Source organism: Candidatus Cyanaurora vandensis (assembly GCF_013285555.1).
In the GTDB taxonomy this organism is placed as follows: domain Bacteria; phylum Cyanobacteriota; class Cyanobacteriia; order Gloeobacterales; family Anthocerotibacteraceae; genus Cyanaurora; species Cyanaurora vandensis.
This window is the reverse complement of sequence record NZ_JAAXLT010000099.1, coordinates 1-26,287: the sequence shown is the minus strand read 5'-3', so window position 1 is coordinate 26,287 and position 26,287 is coordinate 1. Positions and strand designations below refer to the sequence as shown.

23 protein-coding genes and 2 pseudogenes are annotated in these 26,287 nt (G+C 53.6%); 15 read left to right on the top strand and 10 right to left on the bottom strand.

Annotated features, from left to right (window positions below):
* The first annotated feature begins 8 nt into the window (after positions 1 to 8).
* The 3 genes from glpX to HFM78_RS06735 all read left to right on the top strand — a co-directional run bounded on the left by glpX (position 9) and on the right by HFM78_RS06735 (position 2,103).
* Entirely contained in the window at positions 9 to 1,052 is a 1,044-nt protein-coding gene (gene glpX / locus HFM78_RS06745; protein WP_287128664.1) for a class II fructose-bisphosphatase, read from the top strand.
* Between the two features lie 102 nt (positions 1,053 to 1,154).
* The gene (locus HFM78_RS06740) at positions 1,155 to 1,475 is read left to right on the top strand and encodes a hypothetical protein (RefSeq protein WP_287128663.1); all 321 of its coding nucleotides are present in this window, start codon (positions 1,155 to 1,157) and stop codon (positions 1,473 to 1,475) included.
* A gap of 49 nt (positions 1,476 to 1,524) precedes the next feature.
* A complete protein-coding gene (locus HFM78_RS06735; protein ID WP_287128662.1) occupies positions 1,525 to 2,103 on the top strand; it encodes a TMEM165/GDT1 family protein in 579 nt (192 codons plus the stop codon).
* Positions 2,104 to 2,265: 162 nt separating this feature from the next.
* Here the strand turns inward: HFM78_RS06735 and HFM78_RS06730 are convergent, their stop codons facing one another.
* On the bottom strand, positions 2,266 to 3,618 hold the full coding sequence (locus tag HFM78_RS06730) for an IctB family putative bicarbonate transporter (protein WP_287128661.1): 1,353 nt from the start codon (positions 3,616 to 3,618) through the stop codon (positions 2,266 to 2,268).
* 188 nt (positions 3,619 to 3,806) lie between these two features.
* On the opposite strand from HFM78_RS06730, the gene HFM78_RS06725 reads away from it, so the two are divergent.
* From HFM78_RS06725 to HFM78_RS06715, 3 genes are all read left to right on the top strand, one after another.
* Positions 3,807 to 4,280: a hypothetical protein gene (locus HFM78_RS06725; RefSeq protein WP_287128660.1), complete on the top strand. Its 474-nt coding sequence runs from the start codon at positions 3,807 to 3,809 to the stop codon at positions 4,278 to 4,280.
* A 266-nt stretch (positions 4,281 to 4,546) separates the two neighbouring features.
* Complete coding sequence (locus tag HFM78_RS06720) at positions 4,547 to 6,421, top strand: tetratricopeptide repeat protein (protein ID WP_287128659.1); 1,875 nt, start codon at positions 4,547 to 4,549, stop codon at positions 6,419 to 6,421.
* A 369-nt stretch (positions 6,422 to 6,790) separates the two neighbouring features.
* Positions 6,791 to 7,753 (top strand): DUF4351 domain-containing protein, encoded by a 963-nt coding sequence (locus HFM78_RS06715; protein WP_287128658.1) that lies wholly within the window; start codon positions 6,791 to 6,793, stop codon positions 7,751 to 7,753.
* 25 nt (positions 7,754 to 7,778) lie between these two features.
* On the opposite strand, the gene glmS is transcribed toward HFM78_RS06715, so the two are convergent.
* Positions 7,779 to 9,614, bottom strand: coding sequence for a glutamine--fructose-6-phosphate transaminase (isomerizing) (glmS, locus tag HFM78_RS06710; protein WP_287128657.1), 1,836 nt, complete (start codon positions 9,612 to 9,614; stop codon positions 7,779 to 7,781).
* A gap of 133 nt (positions 9,615 to 9,747) precedes the next feature.
* Between glmS and HFM78_RS16200 the strand changes: the two genes are divergently transcribed.
* A complete protein-coding gene (locus HFM78_RS16200) occupies positions 9,748 to 9,981 on the top strand; it encodes a DNA cytosine methyltransferase (RefSeq protein WP_396033718.1) in 234 nt (77 codons plus the stop codon).
* A gap of 7 nt (positions 9,982 to 9,988) precedes the next feature.
* Positions 9,989 to 10,156, top strand: a pseudogene (locus tag HFM78_RS16195) (DNA cytosine methyltransferase); the annotation flags it as partial.
* Between the two features lie 332 nt (positions 10,157 to 10,488).
* Here the strand turns inward: HFM78_RS16195 and HFM78_RS06705 are convergent.
* Both HFM78_RS06705 and HFM78_RS06700 read right to left on the bottom strand, forming a co-directional pair.
* Entirely contained in the window at positions 10,489 to 11,253 is a 765-nt protein-coding gene (locus HFM78_RS06705) for an AAA family ATPase (protein ID WP_287128656.1), read from the bottom strand.
* 92 nt (positions 11,254 to 11,345) lie between these two features.
* On the bottom strand, positions 11,346 to 12,509 hold the full coding sequence (locus HFM78_RS06700; protein WP_287128655.1) for an alpha/beta hydrolase: 1,164 nt from the start codon (positions 12,507 to 12,509) through the stop codon (positions 11,346 to 11,348).
* A 29-nt stretch (positions 12,510 to 12,538) separates the two neighbouring features.
* On the opposite strand from HFM78_RS06700, the gene HFM78_RS06695 reads away from it, so the two are divergent.
* Positions 12,539 to 12,892, top strand: coding sequence for a VOC family protein (locus tag HFM78_RS06695; protein ID WP_287128654.1), 354 nt, complete (start codon positions 12,539 to 12,541; stop codon positions 12,890 to 12,892).
* 278 nt (positions 12,893 to 13,170) lie between these two features.
* Positions 13,171 to 15,492 carry a TonB-dependent receptor gene (locus HFM78_RS06690; RefSeq protein ID WP_287128653.1) on the top strand — a complete coding sequence of 774 codons (2,322 nt, stop codon included), beginning with the start codon at positions 13,171 to 13,173 and terminating at the stop codon, positions 15,490 to 15,492.
* Here the strand turns inward: HFM78_RS06690 and HFM78_RS06685 are convergent.
* The 5 genes and pseudogenes from HFM78_RS06685 to coxB form a co-directional block, all read right to left on the bottom strand.
* Positions 15,489 to 15,731, bottom strand: coding sequence for a Ycf34 family protein (locus tag HFM78_RS06685; protein ID WP_287128652.1), 243 nt, complete (start codon positions 15,729 to 15,731; stop codon positions 15,489 to 15,491). The two genes, HFM78_RS06690 and HFM78_RS06685, sit on opposite strands and share 4 nt — an antisense overlap.
* A 76-nt stretch (positions 15,732 to 15,807) precedes the next feature.
* Positions 15,808 to 16,392 (bottom strand): ferric reductase-like transmembrane domain-containing protein, encoded by a 585-nt coding sequence (locus tag HFM78_RS06680; protein ID WP_287128651.1) that lies wholly within the window; start codon positions 16,390 to 16,392, stop codon positions 15,808 to 15,810.
* Positions 16,389 to 17,033, bottom strand: coding sequence for a heme-copper oxidase subunit III (locus HFM78_RS06675; RefSeq protein ID WP_287128650.1), 645 nt, complete (start codon positions 17,031 to 17,033; stop codon positions 16,389 to 16,391). The genes HFM78_RS06680 and HFM78_RS06675 overlap by 4 nt, the downstream gene beginning before the upstream one ends.
* Positions 17,034 to 17,051: 18 nt before the next feature.
* A pseudogene (ctaD, locus tag HFM78_RS06670) lies at positions 17,052 to 18,685 on the bottom strand (cytochrome c oxidase subunit I).
* A gap of 4 nt (positions 18,686 to 18,689) precedes the next feature.
* Positions 18,690 to 19,511, bottom strand: a complete 822-nt coding sequence (gene coxB / locus HFM78_RS06665) for a cytochrome c oxidase subunit II (RefSeq protein WP_287128649.1) — start codon at positions 19,509 to 19,511, stop codon at positions 18,690 to 18,692.
* 218 nt (positions 19,512 to 19,729) lie between these two features.
* Here coxB and HFM78_RS06660 point away from each other — a divergent pair, with 218 nt between their 5' ends.
* Together HFM78_RS06660 and HFM78_RS06655 are read left to right on the top strand one after the other, a co-directional pair.
* A complete protein-coding gene (locus tag HFM78_RS06660; protein WP_287128648.1) occupies positions 19,730 to 20,689 on the top strand; it encodes a succinate dehydrogenase/fumarate reductase iron-sulfur subunit in 960 nt (319 codons plus the stop codon).
* A gap of 201 nt (positions 20,690 to 20,890) precedes the next feature.
* Positions 20,891 to 22,240 carry an S-layer homology domain-containing protein gene (locus tag HFM78_RS06655; protein WP_287128647.1) on the top strand — a complete coding sequence of 450 codons (1,350 nt, stop codon included), beginning with the start codon at positions 20,891 to 20,893 and terminating at the stop codon, positions 22,238 to 22,240.
* 352 nt (positions 22,241 to 22,592) lie between these two features.
* Here the strand turns inward: HFM78_RS06655 and HFM78_RS06650 are convergent, their stop codons facing one another.
* Positions 22,593 to 23,219 carry a flavin prenyltransferase UbiX gene (locus HFM78_RS06650; RefSeq protein WP_287128646.1) on the bottom strand — a complete coding sequence of 209 codons (627 nt, stop codon included), beginning with the start codon at positions 23,217 to 23,219 and terminating at the stop codon, positions 22,593 to 22,595.
* Positions 23,220 to 23,303: 84 nt separating this feature from the next.
* Here HFM78_RS06650 and rimP point away from each other — a divergent pair, with 84 nt between their 5' ends.
* The 3 genes from rimP to HFM78_RS06635 are packed head-to-tail and all read left to right on the top strand — an operon-like array spanning position 23,304 to position 26,146.
* Positions 23,304 to 23,777: a ribosome maturation factor RimP gene (rimP, locus tag HFM78_RS06645; RefSeq protein ID WP_287128645.1), complete on the top strand. Its 474-nt coding sequence runs from the start codon at positions 23,304 to 23,306 to the stop codon at positions 23,775 to 23,777.
* A gap of 14 nt (positions 23,778 to 23,791) precedes the next feature.
* Complete coding sequence (nusA, locus tag HFM78_RS06640) at positions 23,792 to 24,934, top strand: transcription termination factor NusA (protein WP_396033711.1); 1,143 nt, start codon at positions 23,792 to 23,794, stop codon at positions 24,932 to 24,934.
* Positions 24,935 to 24,982: 48 nt separating this feature from the next.
* Positions 24,983 to 26,146, top strand: coding sequence for an AAA family ATPase (locus HFM78_RS06635; RefSeq protein ID WP_287128643.1), 1,164 nt, complete (start codon positions 24,983 to 24,985; stop codon positions 26,144 to 26,146).
* Positions 26,147 to 26,287 lie beyond the last annotated feature (141 nt).

The following is a 26,287-nucleotide window of genomic DNA, read 5'->3' as shown; positions in this document are numbered from 1 at the left end:
GACATCCTGTGGAAAAAACGCTCGGCCTAGAGATCATTGAAGTTGTTGAACAAGCAGCCATCGCCTCTGCCCGTCTAATGGGTAAGGGTCTGAAGAATGAGGCGGACGGTGTGGCAGTCGAAGCCATGCGTAACCGGATGAACCGGATCAACATGCGCGGTCGGATCGTGATTGGCGAAGGCGAGCGTGATAACGCGCCCATGCTCTACATCGGCGAAGAAGTGGGGATCTGTACCCAGCCCGATGCCGCGAATTTCTGCCGTCTTGAAGAACTCGTTGAAATTGATATCGCCGTGGACCCCTGTGAAGGGACCAACCTAGTCGCTGAGGGCCGTAATGGTTCGATGGCGGTCCTTGCCATTGCCGAAAAAGGCGGACTCTTCCACGCCCCTGATCTCTATATGCAAAAGCTCGCTGCCCCGCCCCAGGCCAAGGGGAAAGTAGACCTGGATTATTCCGCCACCAAAAACTTACAAATTATCGCGGAGTGCCTAGACCTCATCATCGAAGACTTGGTGGTGATTGTCATGGAACGCCCTCGTCACAAGACCTTGATTGAAGAGATCCGCAGTACCGGGGCCAGGGTCAAGTTGATTGACGACGGGGATATCTCAGCAGCGTTGTCGGCAGGAATTAATGGCACCGGGGTCCACGCGCTGATGGGCATCGGGGCGGCTCCTGAAGGGGTCATCTCGGCGGCGGCCCTGCGCTGTTTGGGAGCACACTTCCAGGGTCGTTTGATCTACGACCCGGATGTGGTCAAGACGGGTCTACTCTCCGGGAGCAAGGCCGAGATTAAGGCGCAACTACTGGATATGGGCATCTCTGAACCTGATAAAGTCTATGATGCTTCTGAATTGGCCTGTGGGAAGAACTTACTTTTTGCCGCTACTGGGATCACCGACGGCGACTTCATTAAAGGGGTGCGCTTCTTTGGTGGCGGGATGCGGACGCAAACCATGGTCATCTCCAGCCAATCCCAAACCATCCGCTTTGTGGACACGGTTCACATGGTAGATATGGAAAAAAATAGTAGCTTGCAACTGCTCTAGGTCCCGTGGAGCAAAGGTGTGGGGGTGCCTTGTGTGCCCCTACTTCTGTTTATACTTCAGAGCGAGTTGTTACAGCTGCACCATCTTTCTCTAGCCACTGCCATGATCCACAAAGTTCTCAAACAAGCAGGTGATGGCGTACTTAAGGCAACACGCCGCCCCCGTAAAGGTCGCAAACGTGACCCGAAGGAGATTGCTGGTGAACAAATTCAGCGGGATGTCGGTAACATTGGTCCCAAGCTCTACCCATGTACGGCAATTGATGACTGTACGTGCCTCAAAGTAATCCGGCGATACCCCAATAAAAATGCCGACCGGACCCTAGCCTTCATCGAGCAGGTAATCACGGAATGCCTAGTTCCTGAAGTGTCTTACCGTAAATCGGCGCACGGACTCCGAGAGAACGGATTTCAAGCGGAATAGTCCCTAGTACTTTAAGTATTGTATCTTTAAACAACCTACAGAGTATTCAATGGCAATCGAAGCGGTCCTTGTCTCTACCATGCTCGTGGCTCTTGCAGAGATGGGTGATAAAACTCAACTGCTAGCATTTGTGCTGGCCTCCCGCTTTAAGAAGCCTTGGACAGTAATGCTGGGCATATTAATAGCTACTCTGCTCAACCATACACTTGCAGCTCTGGCGGGTGGCTGGATTCAGCAGAACATTCCTATCGTTGTAATGACTTGGCTATTGGCCCTAACATTCATCGGGTTTGGGTTCTGGACTTTGGTTCCTGACCAATATGAGGGTCAACCGGAACCAGGAAAACTCGGACCGCTATTTTCGACCATTGTGCTATTTTTCCTCGCTGAGATTGGGGATAAAACCCAAATGGCAACCCTGGCTCTAGGCGCAAAGTACGGGGACATCTTATCCGTAGTCGCCGGTACTACACTCGGTATGTTGATTGCCGATGGCTTAGCTGTCTTTTTAGGTACTGGGCTGGAGCGTTTTATTGAATTTTCCCTACTGCGCCTGATTGCTGCTGCATTATTTGTATTACTGGGATTTGCCACACTCATCGGTTACTACCTGACCCACTCTTTCTGATTTCATGGTGGTTTCACAGATAGCTGGGTCCAAGGCAACACTTTGAGCGTGCCGTTTGAGCCACAGGTCGGGGTATTACAGCTGATACTGATTTGGCTTGCACCTATAACCATCGCGCTAGCTGGCTTGAATGAATTTCTAGCACCGATCGTGATTGTAAGGTCAATCTTTCGGCACCGTTAAACTATTGATGAGAGCAATCCCCAACCACCAAAGCATCTGCACTTGGGGGCGATACCAGACCGTATCGAAGAGTCCTTGGACCATCAGACCCACGGTGAGCAAAAGAGCCGCCGCCGCCCACCACCGTTCAGGACTAGGGCGCGTCAGCCAGACACCCACCGCCCAGCCCCAGACCACCACCACCAACCACAGGGAGACCACGAGTCCCACCACCCCCAACTCCACCCAGGTCTCCAGGGGTACAGAGTAGGCCCCCAGTGCGTTGTAGCCCGCTCGTTGATAGTAGGGGTAGATCGTTTCAAAGGTGCGGTTACCAGGACCGATGCCCAACCAAAAATAGTCCTGGACCATCTGCCAAACCGTGTCCCAGACCGTGATCCGAAAGTTATTACTGGAGTCATCCCGCCCGACAAAGATACTCGCCAAGCGCACCTGGAGACCGGGGATGAAGGCAACCGCCAAGGCCACGATGCCAACCGCCCCGCCGACTAGCCCCGCCCGTACCCGCGCTGAGACCTGACATAGAGCCAAGGCCAGCCCCACCAGCCCCATCAGCCCCAGGGCCAACCAACCGCCCCGGCTGTAGGTCAAGCCGATACAGACCACCGCCAAGACCGTCACCGCTGCCGCCAGAACCCTGGCCCACCACCGCGACCAGACTAGAACCGCCACCGCACCCAGCGAGACCGCCGGGAGGAGATAGGCGGCGAGGAGATTGGGGTTGCCCAGGTAACTGTAAATCCGGGTCGTATCTTTGAGCGGAGATTCCTGGTCTACCCAGGTGGCGAGGGCCACCGCCCCGTCCTGCCATTGCCGCAGACCCTCTACCCCGACGATTGCCACCGTCAGCAGATAGACCGCCACCACCCAGTCCCGGTGCGTTTGCAGGACCCGGCTCAACAGCGCGTAACCCACGAGATACAACGTGACCAGCCCCCAACCATAGGCACTCGTTGCTAGGACCGGCGAACATAGGGCCGCCACGGTCGTCAGGCCCCAAAATGCCAAGACCGCTAGGGTAATCGGGGTCAACTGTAAGGGCCGCGTCAGCACCATCACTAACCACAGCACCGTCCCCCCCGCCAGGATTGCACCAATAATTCCCGTCGAGACGTAGGGAGCCACGGCAAATAGGACCACGGCCCAACCCAGAGCCAAGCCATCCAACCCACGACAGAGCCAACTACGCGCAGTCCACCCCCGTCCCTGCCCCGCCCAACTCGTCAGTAAGCCGGCAGTGGCCCAAGTCCGGGTATCCTGTGCCCACAAGCTCAAGCCCTGTAGACCCCGCAGGAGTAGACTACCCCGGAACCAATTACGCCTAGCGTCCATGGGTTGATTGAGAGATTGGGGCAATCGTACCATGGGGTTCGGGTGAGTCCGGGATAGTTGTAAACCATCTTTGTGATTTAGACAGGCGATTGGAGCTTGAAGATAGGCAGAGAGAACCTTGCAGTAAGCTGTATTTTATAAAAAATCGCTGTGGTAAAGTTGGGGGACTTCCCCCGCAGGCAATGTATATGTATTCGTGGCAAGATGACGAAGACTCAATTACGGAGGGTCCAACCGCGCTGGATTTGTTTACGGATCGCTATCGGCTCATCCGGCGGTTTGCTCAATATATCAATACGAACCAGCATCAAGGGAAGACGCTCTTTCTCCATGGCGAGGGAGGGAACGGTAAATCGTTATTGCTTGAGTATTTACGAGACCGTGGCTGTCGTTGGGTGCGCCATTCCACATGGCAAGAGCTAGCCGTTTTAGGAGACCGTTCGTTTTGTGAAGCTCTGCTAGAACTAGAGCGTAATCGTTATTTACCCCAGCCTGTGGTCTTGATTGATTTTGCGCTGGTCCTACCCAGAGATGGGATCTTACCCCGTGATGAGGTGGCGGGTCCGCTCTGGCTCTCGGCTAAACTTACGGAAGCTGCCAAAGCTTTGAACTATGACACGTTGAAGTTTCGCGCTTGCAGTTTGGCTATCTGTGCTGTCTAGATAGCTTGGGTCAAGCAGAAGGGTTTATGCAGAAGCTCATGACCTCGCGTACAGAAGAATACGTGCTAGGGGGCGTAGATTCTCTGATGCAACAGCAAGGCCTTCCAGTAACAGGCATTGGCTTCTTAGTAAAAGTGATAAAAGATTTGGGTAGTCATGTGATGAGTTGGAACCAAAAACTGGAGATGTGTTGCACTAGGCTCGGACTCTCTGTCCAAGAGGGAGAAGCAATTCGTAAACTTGTTCAGAAAGGTAAATCACAGCCGATGATCGAGGCTCTACCTAGGCTGTTGGCGGCGGATCTGCAAGCAGCCTTGCAGCAAGACCCTAAACCCGCTCGGCTTGTCTTGCTTTTTGATACCCATGAATCTTTTTGGCAGGAATCGGGGGATAGACAGCGGGCTGGGGATGGGTATTTTCAGAAAGACCGTTGGTTCCGAGAATTGTTGCTGCGTTTGCACGCTATCCCACAGCTAGTGGTGGTGGTAGCGGGTCGGGAACTGCCGCGATGGAGTGAAAAAGGCATTAAGGCACGAGTCTCGCCAGAACTGCTTGATGTGCAGGATGTCGAGGATTTCATAGAGGATGATGCACGGGAATATTTGGAACGCGCCGCAATCTCAGAGCCTAGTCTTCAAGCAAGCTTATTAGCCCTGGCGCGGGTGGGTCCAGACAAAATCCATCCTCTCTATTTGGGCCTGAGTGTGGATGTGGTACGGGCGGCTCGTCAGCGGGGAGAGGAGCTAGACTCCACAAAGTTAGCCCAAGAAGTCGAAGAACAGGGTAAAACGGCTACTTTGATCCAGCGGCTTTTTCGCTATGTGGATGAGCCGACGGCTGAAGCAGTCCGGGCTTTAGCGGCTTGTCGAAGCTTTGACCTTGCACTCTATCAGCACTTGCAGAAACATATTGCTCAGGTTGACCTCCCGGAGGGTATCTTTAAGTTCCTCACCCGCTTTTCTTTTGTCCGTTTGGTGGACCAAGCTAACGGGTCTTATCGAATTCACGACCTCTTACGCAGGCTCTTTGATGAACAAACGGAGGATGTGACTCAAAAAGCCCACCATGTCCTGAGGGTCTACTACCAAGAGCAAAATAATATCGAATTCCTCTATCATCTCAACCGCCTGGATTGGCAGGAGAGCGTCACCTTCTGGCTTGATATTTTTGAGCAAGCGCAACGAGGAAGTCTCTATGATTTATGTCGCAACCTACTGAACTTACGAGAACAATTCTGGGTAATGGGAGACTCTGAACTAGGTAAACTTGCCCAAACTGAAGGTGAATTTTGTGCAGCTCTAGCTCGATATGACCGCGCTGAGCAGAAGTATAAAGAGGCAATAGCAGCCTATGACCGTGTGCTAGTGCAAGAGCCGGAAAATATCTTCACCCACAATAATAGGGGTATTACGTTAAGTCGCTTGGGAGATTTACAAGCAGGTTTAGCCCAGGAGGACCTTGCTTTCAGGAGTTACCAAGGTGCGCTCGCTGAATTTGACCAAATCCTTCAGCAAGCCCCCGACTTGAGCCAAGTTTATAACAATTGGGGCAATGTGGTTAAAAGTCTGGGAGACCAGAAAGATCGTTTGACCCAAGCTGACCTTGCCTTGACGTTCTATCAAGCTGCCATCGCCGCCCACAACGAAGCCCTAAAGCGATTCCCAAATGATGCTTATATTCATAACAATCAAGGCAATGTACTTAGAAGTTTAGGAGACCTGCAAGCTCACTTAGCCCAGGAAGACGCTTTGATAAACTACCAAGCTGCCATCGCCGCTTGTGATGAAGCCCTAAAGCAATCCCCTGACATGATCGATGCTCATAATAATCGGGGCAATGTATTTAGGAACTTAGGAGACTTGCAAGCTCGCTTGGCCCGAGATGACCACGCTTTGATAAGCTACCAAGCTGCCATTGCTGCCTATGATTGCGCCTTAAAGTACGCTCCAAATTACATCCAGTTTCTCAATAACCAAGGGCAGGCATTAACTCATTACGGTCAGTTCTTAGAGAAGTTAGGTGGGGAGGACGCAGCCCAAACGCAATACACCCGCGCTATTGCAATCTGTACCCATTCACTAGCTCAACTACCTGAGCAGCCAGACATTCAACAACTCAAAGAGTGGTTAGAGCAGCGTTAGGAGGTCTTTCTCCCTAGCCGGAAGAGATCCCCCCTAACCCCCCTTGAAAGGAGGGGAAAGAGTCAGTTTGCGTCGCCCTACTCAACAAGCTCTTCAAGTCCCCCTTTTCAAGGGGGATTTAGGGGGATCTCTTAGGTTGTAGTCGGTCTCACTCTTTTTTGAGACTCGCTTCAGCCGGGATTTTAGACTTGTGGGTAAGGTGTAGCACATGGTGGGGTAGGGAAGAATTCTTCTGGTCTTCGTGGTCTTGGTCCCCCAGCACGCCTGTACCCGGCAGGGTGGGGCGGAGGGACCTTTAGACTACGGGTCAACAGACATCTTCTGAAGGTCAACCGATACCTTTAGAAGGTCAACATTACCAATATCCCCATGACCCCCGACCATGACGGCAACTTTAAAAAGCTCCTCACCACCTTCTTTGTCGAGTTCGTGGACCTCTTCTTTCCCCAGCTTCGCGCTGCTCTCGTTCCGGAGTCCGTCGAGTTTCTGACCCAGGAATTCTTCCTCGACCCCCTCAACGCGCATCCCGACTCCGGCGTAACGGGCCAAAAACGTGTCCTGGACCTCGCCGCAAAAGTCCAAGTCCAACCCGGTTCGCCCCTCGCTGAAACCGGGCAAGACCTCTTCTTCATCATCCATGTGGACCCCCAAGCCACCCGCAAGGAACACTTCAATCGGCGGATGTTCCGCTATTTCTCCAGGCTCCATGACCGCTATGATTTGCCCGTCTACCCCATCGCCCTGTTCACCTTTGCCACCCCGCGCCAAGCTCAGCCCAGTAGCTACCGCATTGCGTTTCCCGGTCGGACGGTCCTTGAGTTTCATTACGAAGTGGTGCAACTCAATCGCCTGAGTTGGCGCGACTACCTCAACCAGCCGAACCCAGTGGCTTGTGCCTTGATGGCGAAGATGCAGATTGCAACCGAGGACCGCGCCCAGGTGAAGTTTGAGTGTCTACGTCTGTTGGCAACCCTCCAGTTGGATGAAGGGCGATGGAAGCTAATATCAAGCTTTGTGGATGCGTACTTACCGCTGGACACCAGGGAGGAAAGCCAGTTCCGGGAGTACGTTGCTAGACTACAGCCAGAAACACGGGAGGATGTCCAGATGATGACCACCAGTTGGAAAGAAGAGGGCCGCGTCGAAGGCCGCTTGGAAGGAGTCCGTGGACTTGTGGAACGTCAGCTTACCTGTCGCCTAGGGGGTTTGACACTTGAGCAACGCACCCAAGTACAACAACTCGCCCTCCCTAAACTTGAGCAATTGAGCGAGGACTTACTTGATTTCACCGCCGCAACGGACCTAGAGCATTGGTTCCAGCGCAATCCCTAACTGAGACTTAAAGCATGAGATTCAGCTACTCTACCGTCACCGATTTGGCGAGGTTGCGGGGCTGGTCTACGTCGAGGCCACGGTGGGCGGCGAGGGCGTAGGCGAAGAGTTGGAGGGGGACGACGGTGACGAGGGGGGAGAGCAGTTCGTGGACCACCGGGACCGGGAGCAGGATGTCAAAGGTCTCTTCAGCCAAGGGGGTGCGCGGGGTGACACCGATCAGGAGCGCGTCGCGGGCCTTAGCTTCCTGGGCATTAGAGAGAACTTTTTCGTAGACTCGACCGGGCATGGCAACAGCAACCACCGGGCAATTAGCATCCAACAGGGCAATCGGGCCGTGTTTCATCTCACCCGCTGGGTAGCCTTCGGCATGGATGTAGCTAATTTCTTTAAGCTTGAGGGCACCTTCGAGGGCAATGGGGTAATTGATGCCCCGCCCAATGTAGATGAAGTCCCGGAGATGGCTCAACTCCTGGGCGCGTTCACTAATCCAGGTCAGTTGGCTGTCGAGAATCAGTTCAAGTTGAGCAGGGAGTTGACGGAGAGCCTGAATAAGCGGTCCTTGAGCATAATCCGGTTGACGTTCCGCCGCAAAATAGAGGGCCAATAAATAGAAGGTCATCAGTTGGGCACTGAAGGTTTTCGTCGCCGCCACGCCAATTTCAATCCCGGCCCCAGTATCCAGGAGCGCACCACGAGGTCCTAGCTCTTCAATGAGATGCCCCAGACGGCTCTCGGGACGGTTAGTAATCCCTAGGAGTTTCGCCCCCTTCGCCACGGCAACTTCGAGAGCCGAAAGGGTATCTTGGGTCTCGCCGGATTGGGTCACGCCAATTACCAAAGTCCGACCATCTAAGGGCGGCGGGGCATAGCGGAACTCCGAGGCGTAGTTAACTTCCGTGGGCAGGTTAGCCAGCTCCTCAAAAACAAACTTCCCGACCAACCCGGCGTGCCAACTGGTGCCACAGGCAACAATTTGGACCCGTTCGATATCTATGAGGAAGTCCGGGGCTAAAGGTAAATCCACCTGGTCCTGCAAGAGATGGCGTTCGAGGGCAGCGCGGATGACCCCCGGCTGCTCGTGGATTTCCTTAAGCATGAAGTGCCGAAAACCCTGTTTCTCTACCTGGGTCTGGTTCCAGGTGAGGACTTGGGGAGTACGGTGGAGAGTCTTCCCAGCAAAGGTTTGTAGCTCGATCCCGCTGGGGGTCAGACGGGCAATCTCACCATTTTTGAGTGTGAGAATACGGGGCGTATGGGCGACCAAAGCAATGGCATCGGAACTACAGAAGTTCTCCTCTTCGCCCAAGCCCAAGACGAGGGGAGCCTGTTGACGGACAGCAATCAGTTCATCAGGATGGTCCGCGCTCACAATTACCAAAGCAAACGCGCCCGCAAGTTGGTTGACAGCCTGCTGCACGGCGGCGAGTAAGGAGACACTACCCGTTTTAAGAGCTTCTTCAATGAGATACGGGATGACTTCGGTATCGGTCTGGGAGCGGAAAATATACCCCTGGTCCTTGAGTTGGTAGCGGAGTTCTACATAATTTTCGATAATGCCGTTTTGGACCACGGCGACGCGGTGGTGCGTATCGGTATGGGGGTGGGCGTTATGTTCCTCAGGGCGACCATGGGTGGCCCAGCGGGTGTGTCCGATGCCGACAGTAGCGGGAGCGGATTGGGTAGCGAGTTTCTCTTCTAAAAAACGTAATTTACCCTTAGCCCGGACCAGTTGGAGACCCTGCCCGTCTATGGTGGCAATCCCGGCGGAGTCATAGCCGCGATATTCCAGCGTCCGCAACCCAGCCACTAAGATTGGGGTTGCCGCTTGCCAGCCGACATAACCGACAATTCCACACATAGTTAGTCCTTTGCCACACCGCTTGGTTATTTTAAGTGCTGCGCTACGGGTTCGTCGAGGATCTCACAAATACACAGGATGGTATGCTACTTTGTGTGTTGGTACAGTCTAGAAAGAAGGCGACTTACTAGAGATGATTGAACCAAAAATGAATGCTCTATCCCTATTCTCAGGAGCTGGCGGCATTGACATAGGAATCCAAAGCGCGGGTTTTGAGGTTCTAGCTTGCATAGAAACTGATCCTCATTGCTGTGAAACCCTGCGTGCTGCGACAATACGCCAAGGGCGAAATACCCGGGTCATAGAAGCTGACATTCGCGCCGTAAATCCCCAAGAACTTATGAGCGACTTGGCACTTAGAAGGTGAGCTTGACTTACTTTGCGGAGGACCACCTTGCCAAGCCTTTTCTCAAATTGGTAAGCGTCCATGCCTTGATGATGAGCGGGGTATGCTTCTTTTTGAAATGACGCGCTTTTACTCATGGGCATCGCGAACAGATAAATCCCCTGTTTCCATTATTGCCTTACGTCACTGTCGGTAAGGCATTAGAAGGCTTAAGTGAGCCGAAATCTACCGACAATTATCAGCCGACAGATAATCATGTAGACATAACACCTGAAGGTGATAGGCGACGAATTCACGGTGTACCAGAAGGCTCTCACCTTGCGAAAGAGTTACATCTACCGATAGAACAACGTTGCAATCTTACAAAAAAGGACACAACAAAATTCAGACGTTTATCGCGCACAGAACCTGCTAATACATTACGCTGTGGCGAAATTTTCTTTCATCCCCTAGAGGACCGTTACTTAACGCCGCGTGAGTATATGCGAATACATGGTTATCTTGATGACTACTTGCTGAAGGGACCAATTAGAGGACGCTCCGGCAGGGTTCGACATCTGGACCAGCATAGACCAAGGGCGGCACCACCACCAAACAACCCACGACCAACGGCACCAAGAGCCGCTGTAACCGTTCCGTCACATATTGCCCCGCCGTCCGCGATCCCAGGGCATACCAAGTCCCCGCCCCCGAAAGCAAGAAAAAAAGCATCATAAACCACTGGTCCAAGAACAAAACCAACCCCGTCGCCGCCGACTCGGACTGAGGCAGCCCCACGAGAATTAACCGACTCTGGGTTTTTTCTAGGTGCGTAAATAGAGCCTCCGCTTGATTAAGTTCCGTAAAACTCGCCCAATCCACAAACAAAACACCCCGGCGGTTCTCGGGCAATAAAAGGTAACTGGTTAGGGTCTGGCTGGGAACTTCGGTTCGTTGTTGGAGTTGTCGGGCCAAGACTGCACTCGGCGTGAGCGCGGTGAAAGGAATCCCCTCCGCCGCCAGGATTAACTGTAAACCCGCCAGATTACTAAAAACCGCTGGTCCATAACCCATGCCCACCCCGCCCGGTCCCAGTTCCGCCCGAATTACCTGGATGCGGTCGCCCGTCAATACCCCTTGGAGAGCTTGGGCCACCATGGGATTCAGATTGTCAGTTTTAATCTTTGCCCATCGTTCAGGTGGAATCAGGGGCGATAAATTCTCTTCTGCCCGGTAAGCCGCCCAAAAACTCGGGGCTAGTTGGAGCGGGTCATTTTTGATAATAGCCCGATGAACTGAAGATAATGCCCGCATGAAAAGCAACAACTAAAAACGTTGCCAACACCCGGAGCCAATCAAAATCATACCGACGGGAACGCATGGGCAGTCTCACCAACCAGCGCAGCTTAACGCAAGGCCCAAGCTAGGAACCGTTCCGTATGATAAAGCGCGAGTTGGTTACTGGGTCCAGCGAAAACCTCATCAAAGGCGTGTTCAGCCCAGGGAATATCAAGGAGAACTGCCGTGGTCCCCGTCGCCTGCAACCGTTCGTAGAGCCGTTGGGCGAACCGCAGTTCCACAATATGATCCCGTCCCCCGTAAACCAATAGCGTCGGGGGTAAAGGACGGGTGACATAGTTCGCGGGGGAGGCCCGACGATATAGCTCCGGCAATTGGTCCGGCTTACCCCCCAAAAAAGCCTCAAGCGTCGCCCGAGAATTGATGGGGTCCGGGTTAGGCGGGTCGTTGTAGCCCTCCGTAAGGTCAATTGGCCCGTAATAACTGACCACCGCCTGCACGGGTACCACCGCGTCAAAACCCGCCAGCATCGCCAGATGTGCCCCCGCTGAACGACCCAACAGTGCAATTCGTCCGGGGTCCACTTCATAGCGGTCAGCTTGAGTACGAATATGAGCTAGGGCCAGACGCACATCCTCAATCTGCGCCGGGAAACGGTGGGCCGGGGCATGACGGTAATCAATCGCCACCACCACGTAGCCCCGCGCCGCCAGATAACGACTGAGTTCAGGGTTTTGGGCGGGTCCTCCCCGTTGCCAAGCCCCGCCGTAGATGACGACCACTGTGGGATAGGTACCGGGACGAGGCGGCTGGTAGAGATTCAGGCGCAAGGACGGGGCGAAAGGGATGTTTTCGGTAATGCGGACTGCCGTGGGTGTAGATAAACCCAGGAAGTTCTCTACCAAATTGTAGGAATTCCTCCGCCAGCCAGCCCGTACCGACGCGGGAACTTGGGCGATATAGTCCGGGCCGAGTCCCTTAGCCATCTGTTCAGTAAATCGAGTCGCGGTTGTCGGCAATTGCACCAAGGGCCAAGCACTGAACCCCAACCCCAAGACGGCCAGAGCCAGCGCGTAACCAAACAGTGGGTTTAAACGCAGCCCACCGAGGGTTAACCCAATGACGATGAGATTCCCGACCACGAGCCAGGGACTCACCTCCGGTGCCCCGACCCCCAGCGTTAATAGAGCCATATTCGGGGCGGCAAGAACCGTCCAGCAACTCAAAAACAACCCCAGCAGGGCGAAACCCAGGACAATGAAACCAAGCATCCCTGGAGCGTAAACCCTTGCCTGGACCCTTGACAACCGCAATACACCTAGAACTTAGGGTCCAGGACATCGACCGCGCCACCCAGTTCTACCATCAAGTCTTCGACAGTCCGCCCCAAGGTGAACCGGGGACTTACAGCCTTTTCACCGTCCACGGCCTAGAACTACTTTTACTTGTGGGTGGAGTCTACCCTGTCCGGTTCGGTCTGCGGTTGGCGAGTTTAGCAGATCTCCATGCCTTGAACCAGCAGTTACAAGCGCGGGGTTTAACGCCCCAATCCCACCAGTTCAACCATCCTGCCCTGAACCTGATGGAACACGCCCTCAACCTCACAGACCCCGACGGACACCGCTGTTCGTTTTATCATCTAGCGTCAGTGTGAGGCCTGAAGAGAGTAAATCTCGGAAGGCTGGTGCGATGAAGCAGAAACCTAAATAGTGATGTTTAGGAATCCCCGTCCTTTAGGTCGGGGAGGATGTCAATCTATCCCATCCATCCCCAGTTTCATTTTGAAGATGCCCCGTCTGGTCTAGGGTTAGCGAGTTTAGCGGACTCCATACGCGGTCGAGATTTTGCAATGTGCAAGCGCGGGTGAGCCTTTATGCTATTTTAAATACGAGAATCATTCTTGTTCTCGTTATTGATTGTGGGGAGTCCTCTGTGTCCAAATCTGTACTGGCCCTCCTCATCTGGGGGGCGATGATCCTAGCGGTCCAAGCCGAGCCAGCCACCGACCTAGCCCAATCCACCCAAGCGGCGGACCTCTTGGCCCAAGCGAACGAGGCCAGTCTTGATGAGCCGATTGACCTACTTGATGAAGTGACCGTCACCGCGACCTTGGGCCGGGGTAGCCGAGTCCGCGAGAACACTAGTAGTATCTACGTCGTTACTCAAGAAGAAATCCAGCGCAAGGGGTCCCGGAGTATTGGCGACGCCCTACAAGGGGTTCCCGGGGTGGTCAGTAACCTTTGGGGGGCGGGCGAGGATGTCCACAGTACCTATTTCATCCGGGGCTTACCCACTACTAGCACGGGGCTTTTGATTGATGGACGCACGGTCAACAACCTCAACCAGGAACATGTGGACCTAGCTGAACTGCCGGTCTTCGGGATTGAGCGGGTGGAAGTGCTTAAGGGCGGAGCAGGCTCGACCTTGTACGGCAGTACCGCCGTGGGCGGGGTCATCAATGTGATTACCCGGAGACCCCCGACTGAATTTGAGGTGAATACCAACATCGCCTTTGGCAGCTACGGCTACAGCAATTACAGTCTGAGTTTAGGCGGGCCCATTACCGAGAACTTACGTTACAGTGTCTTCGCCACCACCTTCAATAGCAACAACGATTACTTTTACCAAATCCAACGCGATAACCGGACTCTGTTCAACGAGTTTTACCCCGCTACGACCTTGAGTGCAATTCGGCCCAATGGTGAGGTCAACAGCAGTTCTTTCGGGTTGAATCTAGATTGGGACCTGGATACACGGACTAATTTGGCCTTGAGTTCCTATTTGCGGAAAGGGAGTCGGGGCGTTAGCCTTTTTTCGTTGACGGACCCCCGCAATTTAATCGAGACCAGTGGTGGTGCGGGGTGTGAGCAAGACCCTTTTTGTACCCCGGATGAATTGGGCCTGAATGAGTCTACTCGGCCTCTCATTCGCATTGATTACTCGGGTCTAGCCTTGACTTTGGATCGGCAATTGGGGGCGGGGGAAGATTCGCGGCTCCAGGTGCGGTTGGGGATAGACACGGGGTACACCACGGAATCAGACCGGGAGGTGGATTTCGTCATTGCTGAAGACAACTCGACCGAGGTGACCGTCCTCAACGCCCGGATTCTCCATGATTGGCAAATATCTGCTGGGTTCAACTTGACCTACGGGCTGGATTTTATCCGGGAATCAGGGCGGTCCTTTAGTTTGGACTTGCTCACACCCGGTGCGACGCTTGAGCCAGCCTTTGATGCGCGGGTTAATCGGCCCTCTGTATTTGCGGTGGGGACGATTAAGTTGGCGGAGAACCTGACGACGAGCCTGGGGTTTCGACAATCCTTTACTAATACTTATGAGTTCAGCAGTAGCTCGGACTTAGTGACGGGGACTTCTCGCACCTATGAAAGTTCTTTTGACCCGAGTATTGGCGTGGTCTGGCAGGTTATTCCGACGCTGGCCTTACGGAGTGGTTTTGCCCGTGTCTATAAAACGCCCAACTTTAACGACCTTTTTGCCAATGGTGAGATCCAGGGCAACCCTAACCTACGCCCTGAAGCAGGTTCGACATTTGATGTGGGTTTTGACTGGGAACCGAGTCCTGAGATCACAGTGCGGGCTGCCTACTTTAACAACGATATTCAGAACTTAATTGCCTACAACCGGATTACGCCACTCCAGAATGGGATTTTCGCGCCCCAAGATGAGGGGTTGCTTGCCCAGGGCTATGAGAGTGGGGCCTTGGTCCGCGCCAACTACCCGACGGTCAACTTCAGTGGGTTGGAGTTTAGTTTTAATTGGCGGTTTGCACCCGGTTGGGCGTTCTTTGCCACGGACACTTATACCGATGCGCGGATTTTACAGGATTTCAAGGGCGAACTCAACCAGAGTCAGTATCCCTTGGTCCCCTACCACAGTGGGCAGGGCGGGTTTACCTATACCTCGCCGGGGGATTGGCGGTTCGCGCTGTTTGGGAACTTCCAGGGTTTACGGGCGACGGACCCTTACCATATTGGTCCCAGTGTCGGTTTTACGCCCAATGGCGACTTGGCTCTTACCCCCAGTGGTAACCCGGTCCCTAACTTGGGGTACTTGCCCCCGACCACGCTGTTGCCCGGTTACTTTACCCTCGACCTCTCGTTTCGGATTCCCCTCAACTCGGTCTTGACCCTGAGTGCGTTGGTCAACAACCTGACTAACTTGGCCTATGAGCGCAACTATGGTAACGGCGCACCACCAACCAATTTCACCGTGGGACTGGAGGCTAAGTTCTAGGTGGGTACCGCGCTACCGGGCCGCAGTTTATGCCAGCGGCCTAGGGCTAATTTGAAGCTCTGACAGCCGACGACATCCCATTCCATTTCGCGTCCGTGGTTGCGGATGTTGACATTGATGACGGGGTGTAGGGGGGTGAAGTCGGGGTGGGCAGTGAGATGGGTTTGTTCGTGCCGTTCCTCGACCTCATGGTAGGTCTGGCAACGGTCCACATAGGCGCAGTTCACACACAGACACATGGCAGTTATCCCGCTCTCTCCCCAAAATAACACTCCCTCAAAAGCTCATACGTTACTGCAAAAATAGGAGTTGCTGTTATTGTCCTTTGGGCCACCAGCGCAATCCAACTAACCCAACAGTTCCGGCGATTAGTAAAACTGCTGGCACCCAGCCTGCATAATTCACGCCCCAGAGTAGGGTATGAATCAGAATAAGAATAAGAGTGGGATAAAACAACAGGCGATGGAGTTTCTTCCAAGCGGTTCCCAGAGCTGTCACCGCCGTGCTGTTACTGGTTAGCGCAAGGATAAACAGAAATATTAGAGCTAGCGTGCCTAAGCCTAGAGCTACTTGTTCTGTTGGACCTAAGAACTGCCAACCCGCTAAGTCCCCGCCTAGCGTGTGGGTGAAACCATTGATGGTGTGAGCGAGAGCAAAGCCAAAAACTAAAAGTCCCAGCCAGCGACGGTCTTGAAGCAACGCCGGGAGCCAGGAGCGCAGGGGGACGGCAAGGAGGATTAATCCCAAACAAACAAGAGCTAAATTTCCTTGGTAAGCCGTTACTTCCTGTTGCCAGAGGTGGTCCCCCGCATTCAAAAAAGGCAGACAGAGTAAGGTCAGCCATACTATCCCGAGGGCGAGGGTGAAGCCAAACCACGCCCAACGGAAAGCAGGGTTCATTTGACGATATAAAGCAAAAGGAAGAGGACAATCCAGACCCCATCCACAAAGTGCCAGTAGAGATTCGCCGCCTCGACCCCGAAGTGCTTCTGAGGGGTATAGTGTTCCTTCTTAAAAGAACGCACTACCACCCCGGACATCAGCAGAACCCCGACGAGGACGTGCAACCCGTGGAAGCCCGTCAACACAAAGAAGGTCCCGCCAAATAGCCCCGTCTGGAGCGTAAACTCCAACTGGGTATATTCATAGACTTGACCCGCCAAAAAGACCGCGCCCATGGCAATCGTGGCAATGAACCAAGCCCGCATCCCCGGTATATCGCCCTTCTTGACCGCTGCCTCAGACTGGTGGAGGACAAAGCTACTCGCCACCAGAATCACGGTGTTGATGGCTGGTAGGATCACTTCGAGTTCTGGCGTACCAGCGGGAGGCCATTCCGTTGCCACGGCACGAAAGGCGAGGTAAGCCACAAAGAGGCCCACAAAAAGCATCGCTTCAGAGACCAGGAACAGAGTGAAGCCAAACAGCCGCAAGTCCGGGTGTTCCTCGTGAGCATGGGCGGTCGCCTCATGCTCGTGGGCCATCTCCGTCGCTGGAGCCGCCAGGATCAGCCGTTCGGATTCGTTAGGTGATGTTTGCATTAAAGAGACTCCCTAAAATTAATGGCGCACAATCTCAGACGGGTCGCGGCCCGCGTGACCGTAATCGTAAGGACCGACCGTCAGGACGGGCAACCGCTCAAAGTTCTCCACCGGGGGCGGGGAGGGGGTCGTCCATTCCAAGGTTAAACCTTCCCAAGGGTTCCCGGTCGCCCGGGGTCCCTTTAACCAACTATAAATGACGTTCCCCAGGAAGGGCAGGGTCGAGACCCCCAACAGGAAACCGCCAGTACTCACCAACACGTTGAGATCTAAGAAACTCGCGTCGTAGGCCGCCACCCGCCGGGGCATCCCCAACAGACCCAACTTGTGCATCGGCAAGAAGCACAGGTTAAACCCGATGAAGGTCGAGTAAAAGTGAACCTTTCCCCACCACTCATTGAGGAACCGCCCGGTCATCTTAGGGAACCAGTGGTAGACCCCGGCGTAGACCGCAAACACACTCCCGCCAAAAAGGACGTAGTGCAGGTGGGCCACGACAAAGTAAGTGTCAGTGACGTGGATGTCAATCGGCACTGAGGCGAGCATGACCCCGCTCAAGCCGCCCACCACGAACATCGATACAAAGCCCATCGCAAAAAGCATCGCCGGGGTGAGCCGCAACTTCCCGCCCCACACCGTCGCCACCCAGCTAAAGACCTTGATCCCCGTGGGGACGGCAATGATCATGGAGGTAATCATAAAGAACATTCGCATCCATTCCGGGGTCCCACTGGTGAACATATGATGCGCCCAGACAATGAAGCCCAAGACCGCAATGCTCATGCTCGAAATGGCAATGGCGCGGTACCCAAAAATTGGCTTACGGGCGTAAACCGGGAGGATTTCCGAGACCAGACCCATACCGGGCAGGATCATGATGTACACCGCAGGGTGGGAGTAGAACCAAAACATATGCTGATAAAGGACCGGGTCGCCTCCCCCAGTCGGATTAAAAAAGACCGTCCCCATCAACAGGTCAAAGGACAACAATAATAAAGCCCCCGTCAGGACTGGCGTTGCCACCAAAATAATAATTGAGGTCGCAAACATAGCCCAGACAAAGAGCGGCATCTGCCAGATTCCCATGCTAGGGACGCGCATTTCCCAGATTGTCGTGACGAAGTTAATTGCCCCCAGGATCGAGGAAGTCCCGAGCAAGATCACGCTGGAGAGCCAGAGCGACTGACCAATCAGGGTCGCCGGGTCCATACTCAAGGGCGGATAGGAGGTCCACCCCGCTTGGGCCGGACCAAAGAAGAAACTCGACATCAACAGCACGGCAGCAGGCGGGATCATCCAAAAAGCAACGGCATTGATGCGGGGGAAAGCCATGTCCCGCGCCCAATCATCAAGGGAATTAGGTAGTTCGCGAAACCCGCCAACATCGGGATCAGCCACAGGAAAATCATGATCGTGGCGTGGATCGTGAAGACCCCGTTATAGACACCGGGCTCCGGGAAGACGTCTGAGTCTGGGGTCAACAGTTCCGCCCGGATCAGCATCGCTAGGAAGCCGCCGACTAGATACAACACGAAGGAAGTGACCATGTACTGAATGCCAATCACCTTGTGGTCCGTGCAAAAGGTGAAGTACGTGCGCCAATCCTGGGGCGGCTCCTGGATAAATTGGTTGTCGGTAATCTGCACGGTCAAACTCCTATTTAAGGGCGAGGGGAGCGGGAACACGAGCTACCTGGGCAGTTTTGACCGCAAGTTCTTTGTTGACCCACGCCTCGAAAGCTTTGGGTTCATCTACATAGACCACGGAGTTCATGATCCCGTGGTAGGCCCCGCACAACTCGGCACAACGCAACGGGTATTCCCCGGTCTTGGTGGCGGTGAACTTGAGCCGGGTGATCCGCCCAGGGATAATGTCTTGCTTCACCCGGAAAGCGGGCACCCAGAAGGCGTGGAGGACATCTTTGGACTTCAGATTGACGATGACTTCGCGGCCCGCCGGGATGTGCATCTCGCCCACCTCGGTGCTGTAGCCGCTGTACTGAAAGGTCCAACCGTACTGCTGGGCAATCACATCAACAATCAGTTCCTTGCCTGTGGGGTTGGCGACCTGTTCAACCAAGGGACAATCTACGGAGCAACCCAGGCCCCCCGAACCGCCGACCGCCAGTTTACCGGACACGTCATAGCTGAGGATCGAGACATAGAGAACAAGAGCCGTGGGGATCGCTGTCCAGAGCACTTCAAGCGGGATACTGCCATGAATGGGCGGACCATCGGTCGTATCGCCGGGTTTCTGCCGGAACTTGAACAGTGAATAGACTAAAAGCCCCTGCACAAAGAGAAAGATAGCGGTGGCAATAATGAGCATGGTGCGAAATAAGCTATCAATCATCCGCGATTCCTCGGAGCCCTCGACGGGCAACAAACCACTATTCCCGCCGTACCAAATACTGATGAGGATGATTGCGACACCGAAAAGGGCACTCACGACCCGTGTTGTAACTTTACCGACATCCATCCAGTACTCCCGTGGTTGCTACTGCGAACCAACATCATTCTCCTTTCAACGCTATCGGTTGTCCTTTGAAAAAACTAGTAGATTTTGCTATTTCTTCTGGGTTACTTTAGAAAATTAAGAACAATTCATAAAATTTACAGGATTGAGCCTGGGCGAGGGCGGGGACGGTGTGTATACGCTCCCTAAGGGTTTTAGGGTAAGCCACTATAATGTTTACCATGAAAGTCCCCATCCGTATCCGCAGACAACCCGACCGCACCAGCCGCCCCACCTACCAGACCTATGAAGTGGAGTGTGAGGCGGGCAATACCGTCCTTGATGTCCTCAATAAAATCCAGTGGGAGCAAGACGGTACCCTGGTCTACCGTCGCAACTGCCGCAACGCCATCTGTGGTTCCTGTGCAATGCGGGTCAACGGGCGGGCGATCCTAGCCTGTCACAACCTGATTGGTGATGAGCTAGAAGAAGGCCACGGACAAATTACGATCCAGCCCTTGGGCAATCTACCTGTAATTCGTGACCTCGTGGTGGACATGGGTAAATTCTGGGCGGGGCTTAAACGGGTGGACCCGACGGTGAGTACCACCAACCTCCCAGAGCGCGAATCTCTCCAAACCCCTGCCCAACGCGCCAAACTCCAAGCCGCCGCTAACTGCATCCTCTGTGGGGCCTGTTATTCCGAATGCAATGCCGTGGTTGGGGATGAGAACTTTGTCGGTCCCCATGCCCTCGCCAAGGCTCAACGGTTGCTTGCGGACAACCGGGACGACCACACTCAAGAGCGCATTCAACAATATACTCAGCCAAATTTCGCCTGGGACTGCACGCGCTGTTTCAATTGCAATGAAGTCTGTCCGGTGGGCGTACAACCCCTAAACCGGATTACCGAGATCAAGCAGACGATCCTCCAGACCCCGGACCTAGTTGAATCCACGCCCCTACGCCACCGTCATACCTTGGTGGACTTGGTTAAAGAAGGGGGTTGGATTGACGAAAGTAAATTTGGTCTGCAAGTAGTAGGCAATGGTGGGCGCAGCCTACCAGGGCTACTAAGTCTAGTCCCCCTCGGCCTACGGATGATCCTCAAGGGTAAACTCCCCGCCCCCTGGCACTTCAAAGCATCTCAGGGCACCCAGGAAGTCCGGGCGATTATCACGGCGATCCAGCGCAAGCCGTAGTTTTGATTTTTTAACTTCTCGCGTTTGAAACCTTCATGCTGTTGCCAACTTACGCGCTCCCGCAGGGGTTTATACGCTTCTATACCTAGCTTAACTGCCGAAAAAACGTGAAGATACGTAGGTCTGCATTGAGGTAGAGGTCCTAGCGGACTATTTATCTCATAATGACTGAAAGAAAATTTTGAAATAAAGGAGTTGAAAATGTCTTACAAACTGCTGGGGAATGCCCTGGGGTTAGCTGTTCTCTTGGGTTTCAGTGCCCCGAGCTTGGCTCAGAATTTTGATGACACTCAGGGTTACTGGGCGGAGCCTTACATCAATACCCTGGCCTCCCGTGGCATCATTGGGGGTTTTCCGAATGGCACCTTTCAGCCCAATAGTTACATTACCCGCGCTCAGTTTGCCGCAATTGCCGTCAAAGCTCTCAACCTCTCCACGACTTCCGGTGGCGTTCAGCAATTTAGAGACGTACCCAATAACTACTGGGCTTCTGGTGCGATCCGGGCGGTCAGTAATTCAGGATTAGTAACCGGGTTCCCAGATGGAACCTTCCGCCCTGAGGACCAGATTACCCGCGCTCAATCCCTCGTCATTCTCGCCAAGGCCCTCAAAGAACGAGACCAAGCTGACCCCAATGCCCTCAACAGTTATCGGGATGCCCGTGCGGTCCCCGATTGGGCCAGAGATAGTGTCAGCCGCGCTGCCGCTGCCCGCATCATCGTCAACTACCCCGACGCAGGGCTCATCGAACCCAATAGTCTCGCCACCCGTGGGGAAGTCGCCGCCCTGACCTATCAAACGATTAGTCGCGTTGGTGGACAGTTGCCCCCTTTGACCATCGGTTTGTTGGATGGTCGCAATAACAACCAGAATCAGAACAATCAAGACCAGTATGAAGACCGCCCGAACCAACGCCTGACCCTAGAGCGCGTCACCATCCGCACTCCCGGTCGGCTGCAACCGGGTGAAGAAGTGGTAATCCGGGCTGAAGGCAGTACTCGCGCCACTGGGACCTTCACGATTGAGGGGGTAGCCCGTGACCTACCGATGGAAGAAGTGGAGAACGGGACCTATGAGGGCCGCTATGTGGTCCGTCGAGGCGAGACCCGTAATAATGCCCGTGTTTTCGTGACCCTCCGGCAAACCGGTAGTCAGTCGATTACTCGTGAAGCCAACCGCCGTATCGTCATTGTCGAGGGTGGTAACAACAACGGGGGCAATAATAACGACCAAGCCGACCTGTTCCCCCAAATCACCAATTACACCGCGAACGACACGATTACCCTACCAACCCGCATTGAGGGCCGCACCGCTCCCAATGCCCAAGTCCAAATTCAAGCCGATGCCTTCACCAGTATTGCCGGACCCCTCGGGTTATCTCAGCAGGTGTTGAATCGGCAGATCCAGGCGGACTCCGATGGTTATTTTGCCATCAGTCTCCAACCAACAACGATCCTGCCCCGTGGCACCCGTTACCGGATTACCCTGGTGGCGACGGACTCCCAGAGCAACCGCAGTCAGCGCAACGAGATTTTCCTCGTTCAGCAGTAAAGCTGGAGTTTCGGTAAGGGGGCATGGCCCAATCAAGCTGGTTGGGTCGTTGCTTCGGTCTAACCTGTCGCTCTTGGCTGTACGGCCCGCGCTGTAGCTTGTCCTGAGCTAGCTTCAATATTCGGGGTGGCAACCAGCCTTCTAGCTCCTCACGAATTTTGGCTAGGGGCCGATGAGCTTTCCACCACGCCGGGATCTGCTGGTTGGTCTGTTGCTCTAGGTCATCAAACATGGCACCTAGCTCTTCCACCAGAGTGTTCAACCGCTCTATCTGGGCATGGGCGCGTATTACTTCCTCTTGGATTTCAGCCGTCTTCGTAAAGTCTTCGCTCATTACGGTTTCCGCCACGGGCTAAGCCTCAGGCCTAGCACAAATCCCCCGCCAACGGTCAAACAGGGCATGGTCAATATCTAACTGGTCTAGGGCACGACCAACTACGAAATCCACCAACTCCTCAATAGTCCGGGGTTTTTGGTACCAGGCGGGGATCGCGGGCACGACTCGTACTCCGGCTTCGGCCAGTAGTAACAGATTCCTGAGATGGATCACACTGAAGGGCGTTTCGCGGGGGACGACGACGACCCGGCGGCCCTCTTTCAATTGCACATCCGCCGCCCGCTCCAGGAGGTCCGAACTCAAGCCGTGGGCCAGTTTCGCCACAGTGGACATACTGCATGGGACGATGAGCATCCCCTGGGTGCGATAAGAACCGCTAGCAATCGTCGCGCCCACATTAGCAAATCCGTGACAGATGAGTTTCCCCGCATCGGTCTGGGTCTGGTCGCGCCAGAAATCACCCTGATCAATCAAATTCTGGGGTACAGTGGTTTCCATTTCATCGCGCCAGACCAAGTAGGCAGCTTTGGAACAGACCAGTTCAACATGAAAATCAGCCTGGAGTAAAAACTTCAGACAGCGCACCGCATAGAGCATCCCCGAAGCCCCGGAGATGGCAAGCACAATGGGTCGTGGATTCATTACGATTACACCTCTGGTCCATTGTTGCTCAAAACTCGTGCTAGTGTGGAATTGTAAGCGTTGGGGGTGTCGGCCCCTATTTTTATGACCATTTCCACCACCAGTCAACTGATTGCTTTGGTCACTGCGTGTGCCCAGACCCTAGCCGATAGCTTGGGGCTGGAAGTGGTCGGGGTTTTTTATAAAACCCATACCCAACCGCCCACACTCCGGGTGGATATTCGTCACCGGGAACAACCCACGGGCATTGACGACTGTGGACAATTAAGTGGGTTATTGGAGGCCCAACTTGAAACGGTGGATTGGTTCTCGGGTCCTTATATCCTGGAAGTATCGAGTCCGGGGATTGACCGCAAACTGACCACAGACCGGGAATTCACTGCTTTTCGGGGCTTCCCAGTACGGGTTACGGGTTACGGTTTGCTCAACGGTCAAAAAATCTGGGAAGGAACCCTACTGAGACGAGATGAAAGTCAACTAGCCATCACCGTCCAGGGTCGAGTCGTCACCTTCCCCCTTGTTGAAATCGCCAGTGTTCAGATAATTCCGCACAATTGAATGGAGAAAAACTGATGTCCATGGTTCCGTTACCAGGGATGAATGCCCTGATTGAATCCATTAGTAAGAAGAACAACTTGCCTGCTAGTTCAGTCGGGGAAGCCCTGCGCCAAGCCCTTAAAAAAGGTTATGAACGCTATCGCAAGACCTATCGCGAATCCGATGTCACCTACGACGAAGATTACTTCAACAACTTTGAAGTCGAGCTAGACCTAGATGAAGAGGGTTTCCGGGTCCTCTCGACCAAGACGATTGTTGAAAATGTAACGACCCAGGACCACGAGATCAGTCTCACGGAAGTGCGCGAAGTGGTACCCCAAGCGGAAGCAGGGGGCGTGGTCGTCGTGGATGTCACACCGGGTAAATCTGAGTTTGGGCGGATGTCCGCGATCCAAACCAAGCAGGTCTTCAACCAGCAATTGCGCGACCAACAGCGCAAAATCATCCAAGAGGAATTCCGCGAACTTGAAGGAACAGTCCTCCAGGCGCGGAGTCTCCGTTTTGAGGGCCGTTCGGTCATCATGGGTGTGACCAGCGGGTTCGGTCAGTCGGAAGTAGAAGCCGAACTCCCCCAACCCGAACAACTCCCCGGCGAATCCTACAACCGCACGGGTGGTGTGTTCAAAGTTTTCCTCAAGAAAGTCTGGGATGGGGCTAGGCGCGGTCCCCAACTGACGGTTTCACGGGCGGACCCCGGTTTGGTTGTCTACCTATTCGCCAACGAAGTCCCCGAAATCGAGGATGAGATTGTCCGCATTGTCGCTGTCGCCCGCGAAGCTAACCCGCCCACCCGCAACGTCGGTCCCCGGACCAAGATTGCGGTGGATACCCTTGAACGGGATGTGGACCCGGTGGGAGCTTGTATTGGGGCCAGGGGTTCCAGGATTCAGGCGGTGGTGGCCGAGTTGCGCGGTGAAAAAATTGACGTCATCCGCTGGTCCCCCGACCCGTCTACCTACATCGCCAACGCGCTCTCCCCCGCCAAGGTGGTCGAGGTGGTTCTAGTGGACCCCGATGCCCGTCAGTCTCACGTCATTGTCCCGGATGACCAACTCTCCCTGGCAATCGGTAAAGAGGGCCAAAATGTCCGCCTCGCCGCTCGGCTCACGGGCTGGAAGCTAGACATCAAAAAGGTCTCCGAGTACAAGAAACAGTAAATCTAGGGGTGGGTTGCCGAGTGTAACCCACCTTTTCAGGAGAGTTCCATGCTTAAACAACTCACCCTAAAGAACTGGAAGAGCTTTCGTCAAGCTGAACTTTTTTTCGACCCGCTCACGGTCTTGATTGGGACAAATGCTAGCGGCAAGTCCAACGTGTTAGATGCTCTAGCTTTTTTACAGCGGCTAGCTCAGGGAATAAAACTGGAGGATGCACTCAGTGGAGATAGTAATACCTCTGGAGTTCGTGGGGGTATCGAGTGGGCTGCTTTAAAACCAGGAAGACAGTTTACAATAGAAGTCTTATTTGAAGATGAGAATACTAATTATAAGTATATTATTACTGTGAATACTGAACCTCTGTATTTAATTTCTGAAGGTATTTATGAGATAACTAATGATAAAAACGACAAGTTCCGATTTGGATACAAGGATAATTCTAATGGAGTAGACTTTTATAATCCACGGTCTATTCTGTCTGTTTCAATGACAACAGAAGATTCTAGTCTTCCCAATAACCGCTTCATCAATATATTTCTTGTAGATCCAGTTCCAACTAAAATGCGTGGCTTCTCTCGTATAGATAAGAAGCTTGAAAATGATGCTTCCAATATTGCGAGTGTTTTGGCAGGTCTACCTATAGAACGAAAAATTCAAGTTGAGGCAACTCTTTCCCAGTACTTAACTCGCTTACCAGAGCGAGATATTCAGAAAATCTGGGCTGAGCCTGTAGGTAGACTTGGCAGTGATGCCATGATTTATTGTGAGGAACAGTGGCCCAACCAAGAAGCGATGATTATTGATGCCCGTGCAATGTCCGATGGTACCCTGCGTTTCCTGGGAATCTTAACCGCACTCCTGACCCGCCCGGAAGGAAGCCAACTTATTATTGAGGACGTGGATAGTGGTTTACATCCGTCACGCTCAGGTTTGCTACTGGAAATGTTGTGTGATATTGGTAGAGAACGTAAAATAGATATCCTTGTTACAACACATAACCCCGCCCTACTCGATGCTCTAGGCCCACAGATGACTCCTTTTGTTGTAGTTGCTCACCGTGATTCTCAAACCGGAGAGAGCGAATTAACCCTACTTGAAGATATCGAGAACCTGCCCAAGCTCATGGCTTCTGGCTTGTTAGGTGAACTCACAACAAAAGGATTAATAGAAAGGAGCCTTGCCAAAATGGATGAGGCGAACCATGCCGAGTAAAGTGATTGTGATAGATACGTTAATTCTCTGTGTTTGGTTAGAGCACCTCGATTAATTGCATCCTAATTGCTGAAGATTAGTGAAAGTGAGAAAATAAAAAAGACCTCACCAAAAAATTACGATGGGCCAACAAGGGATGTG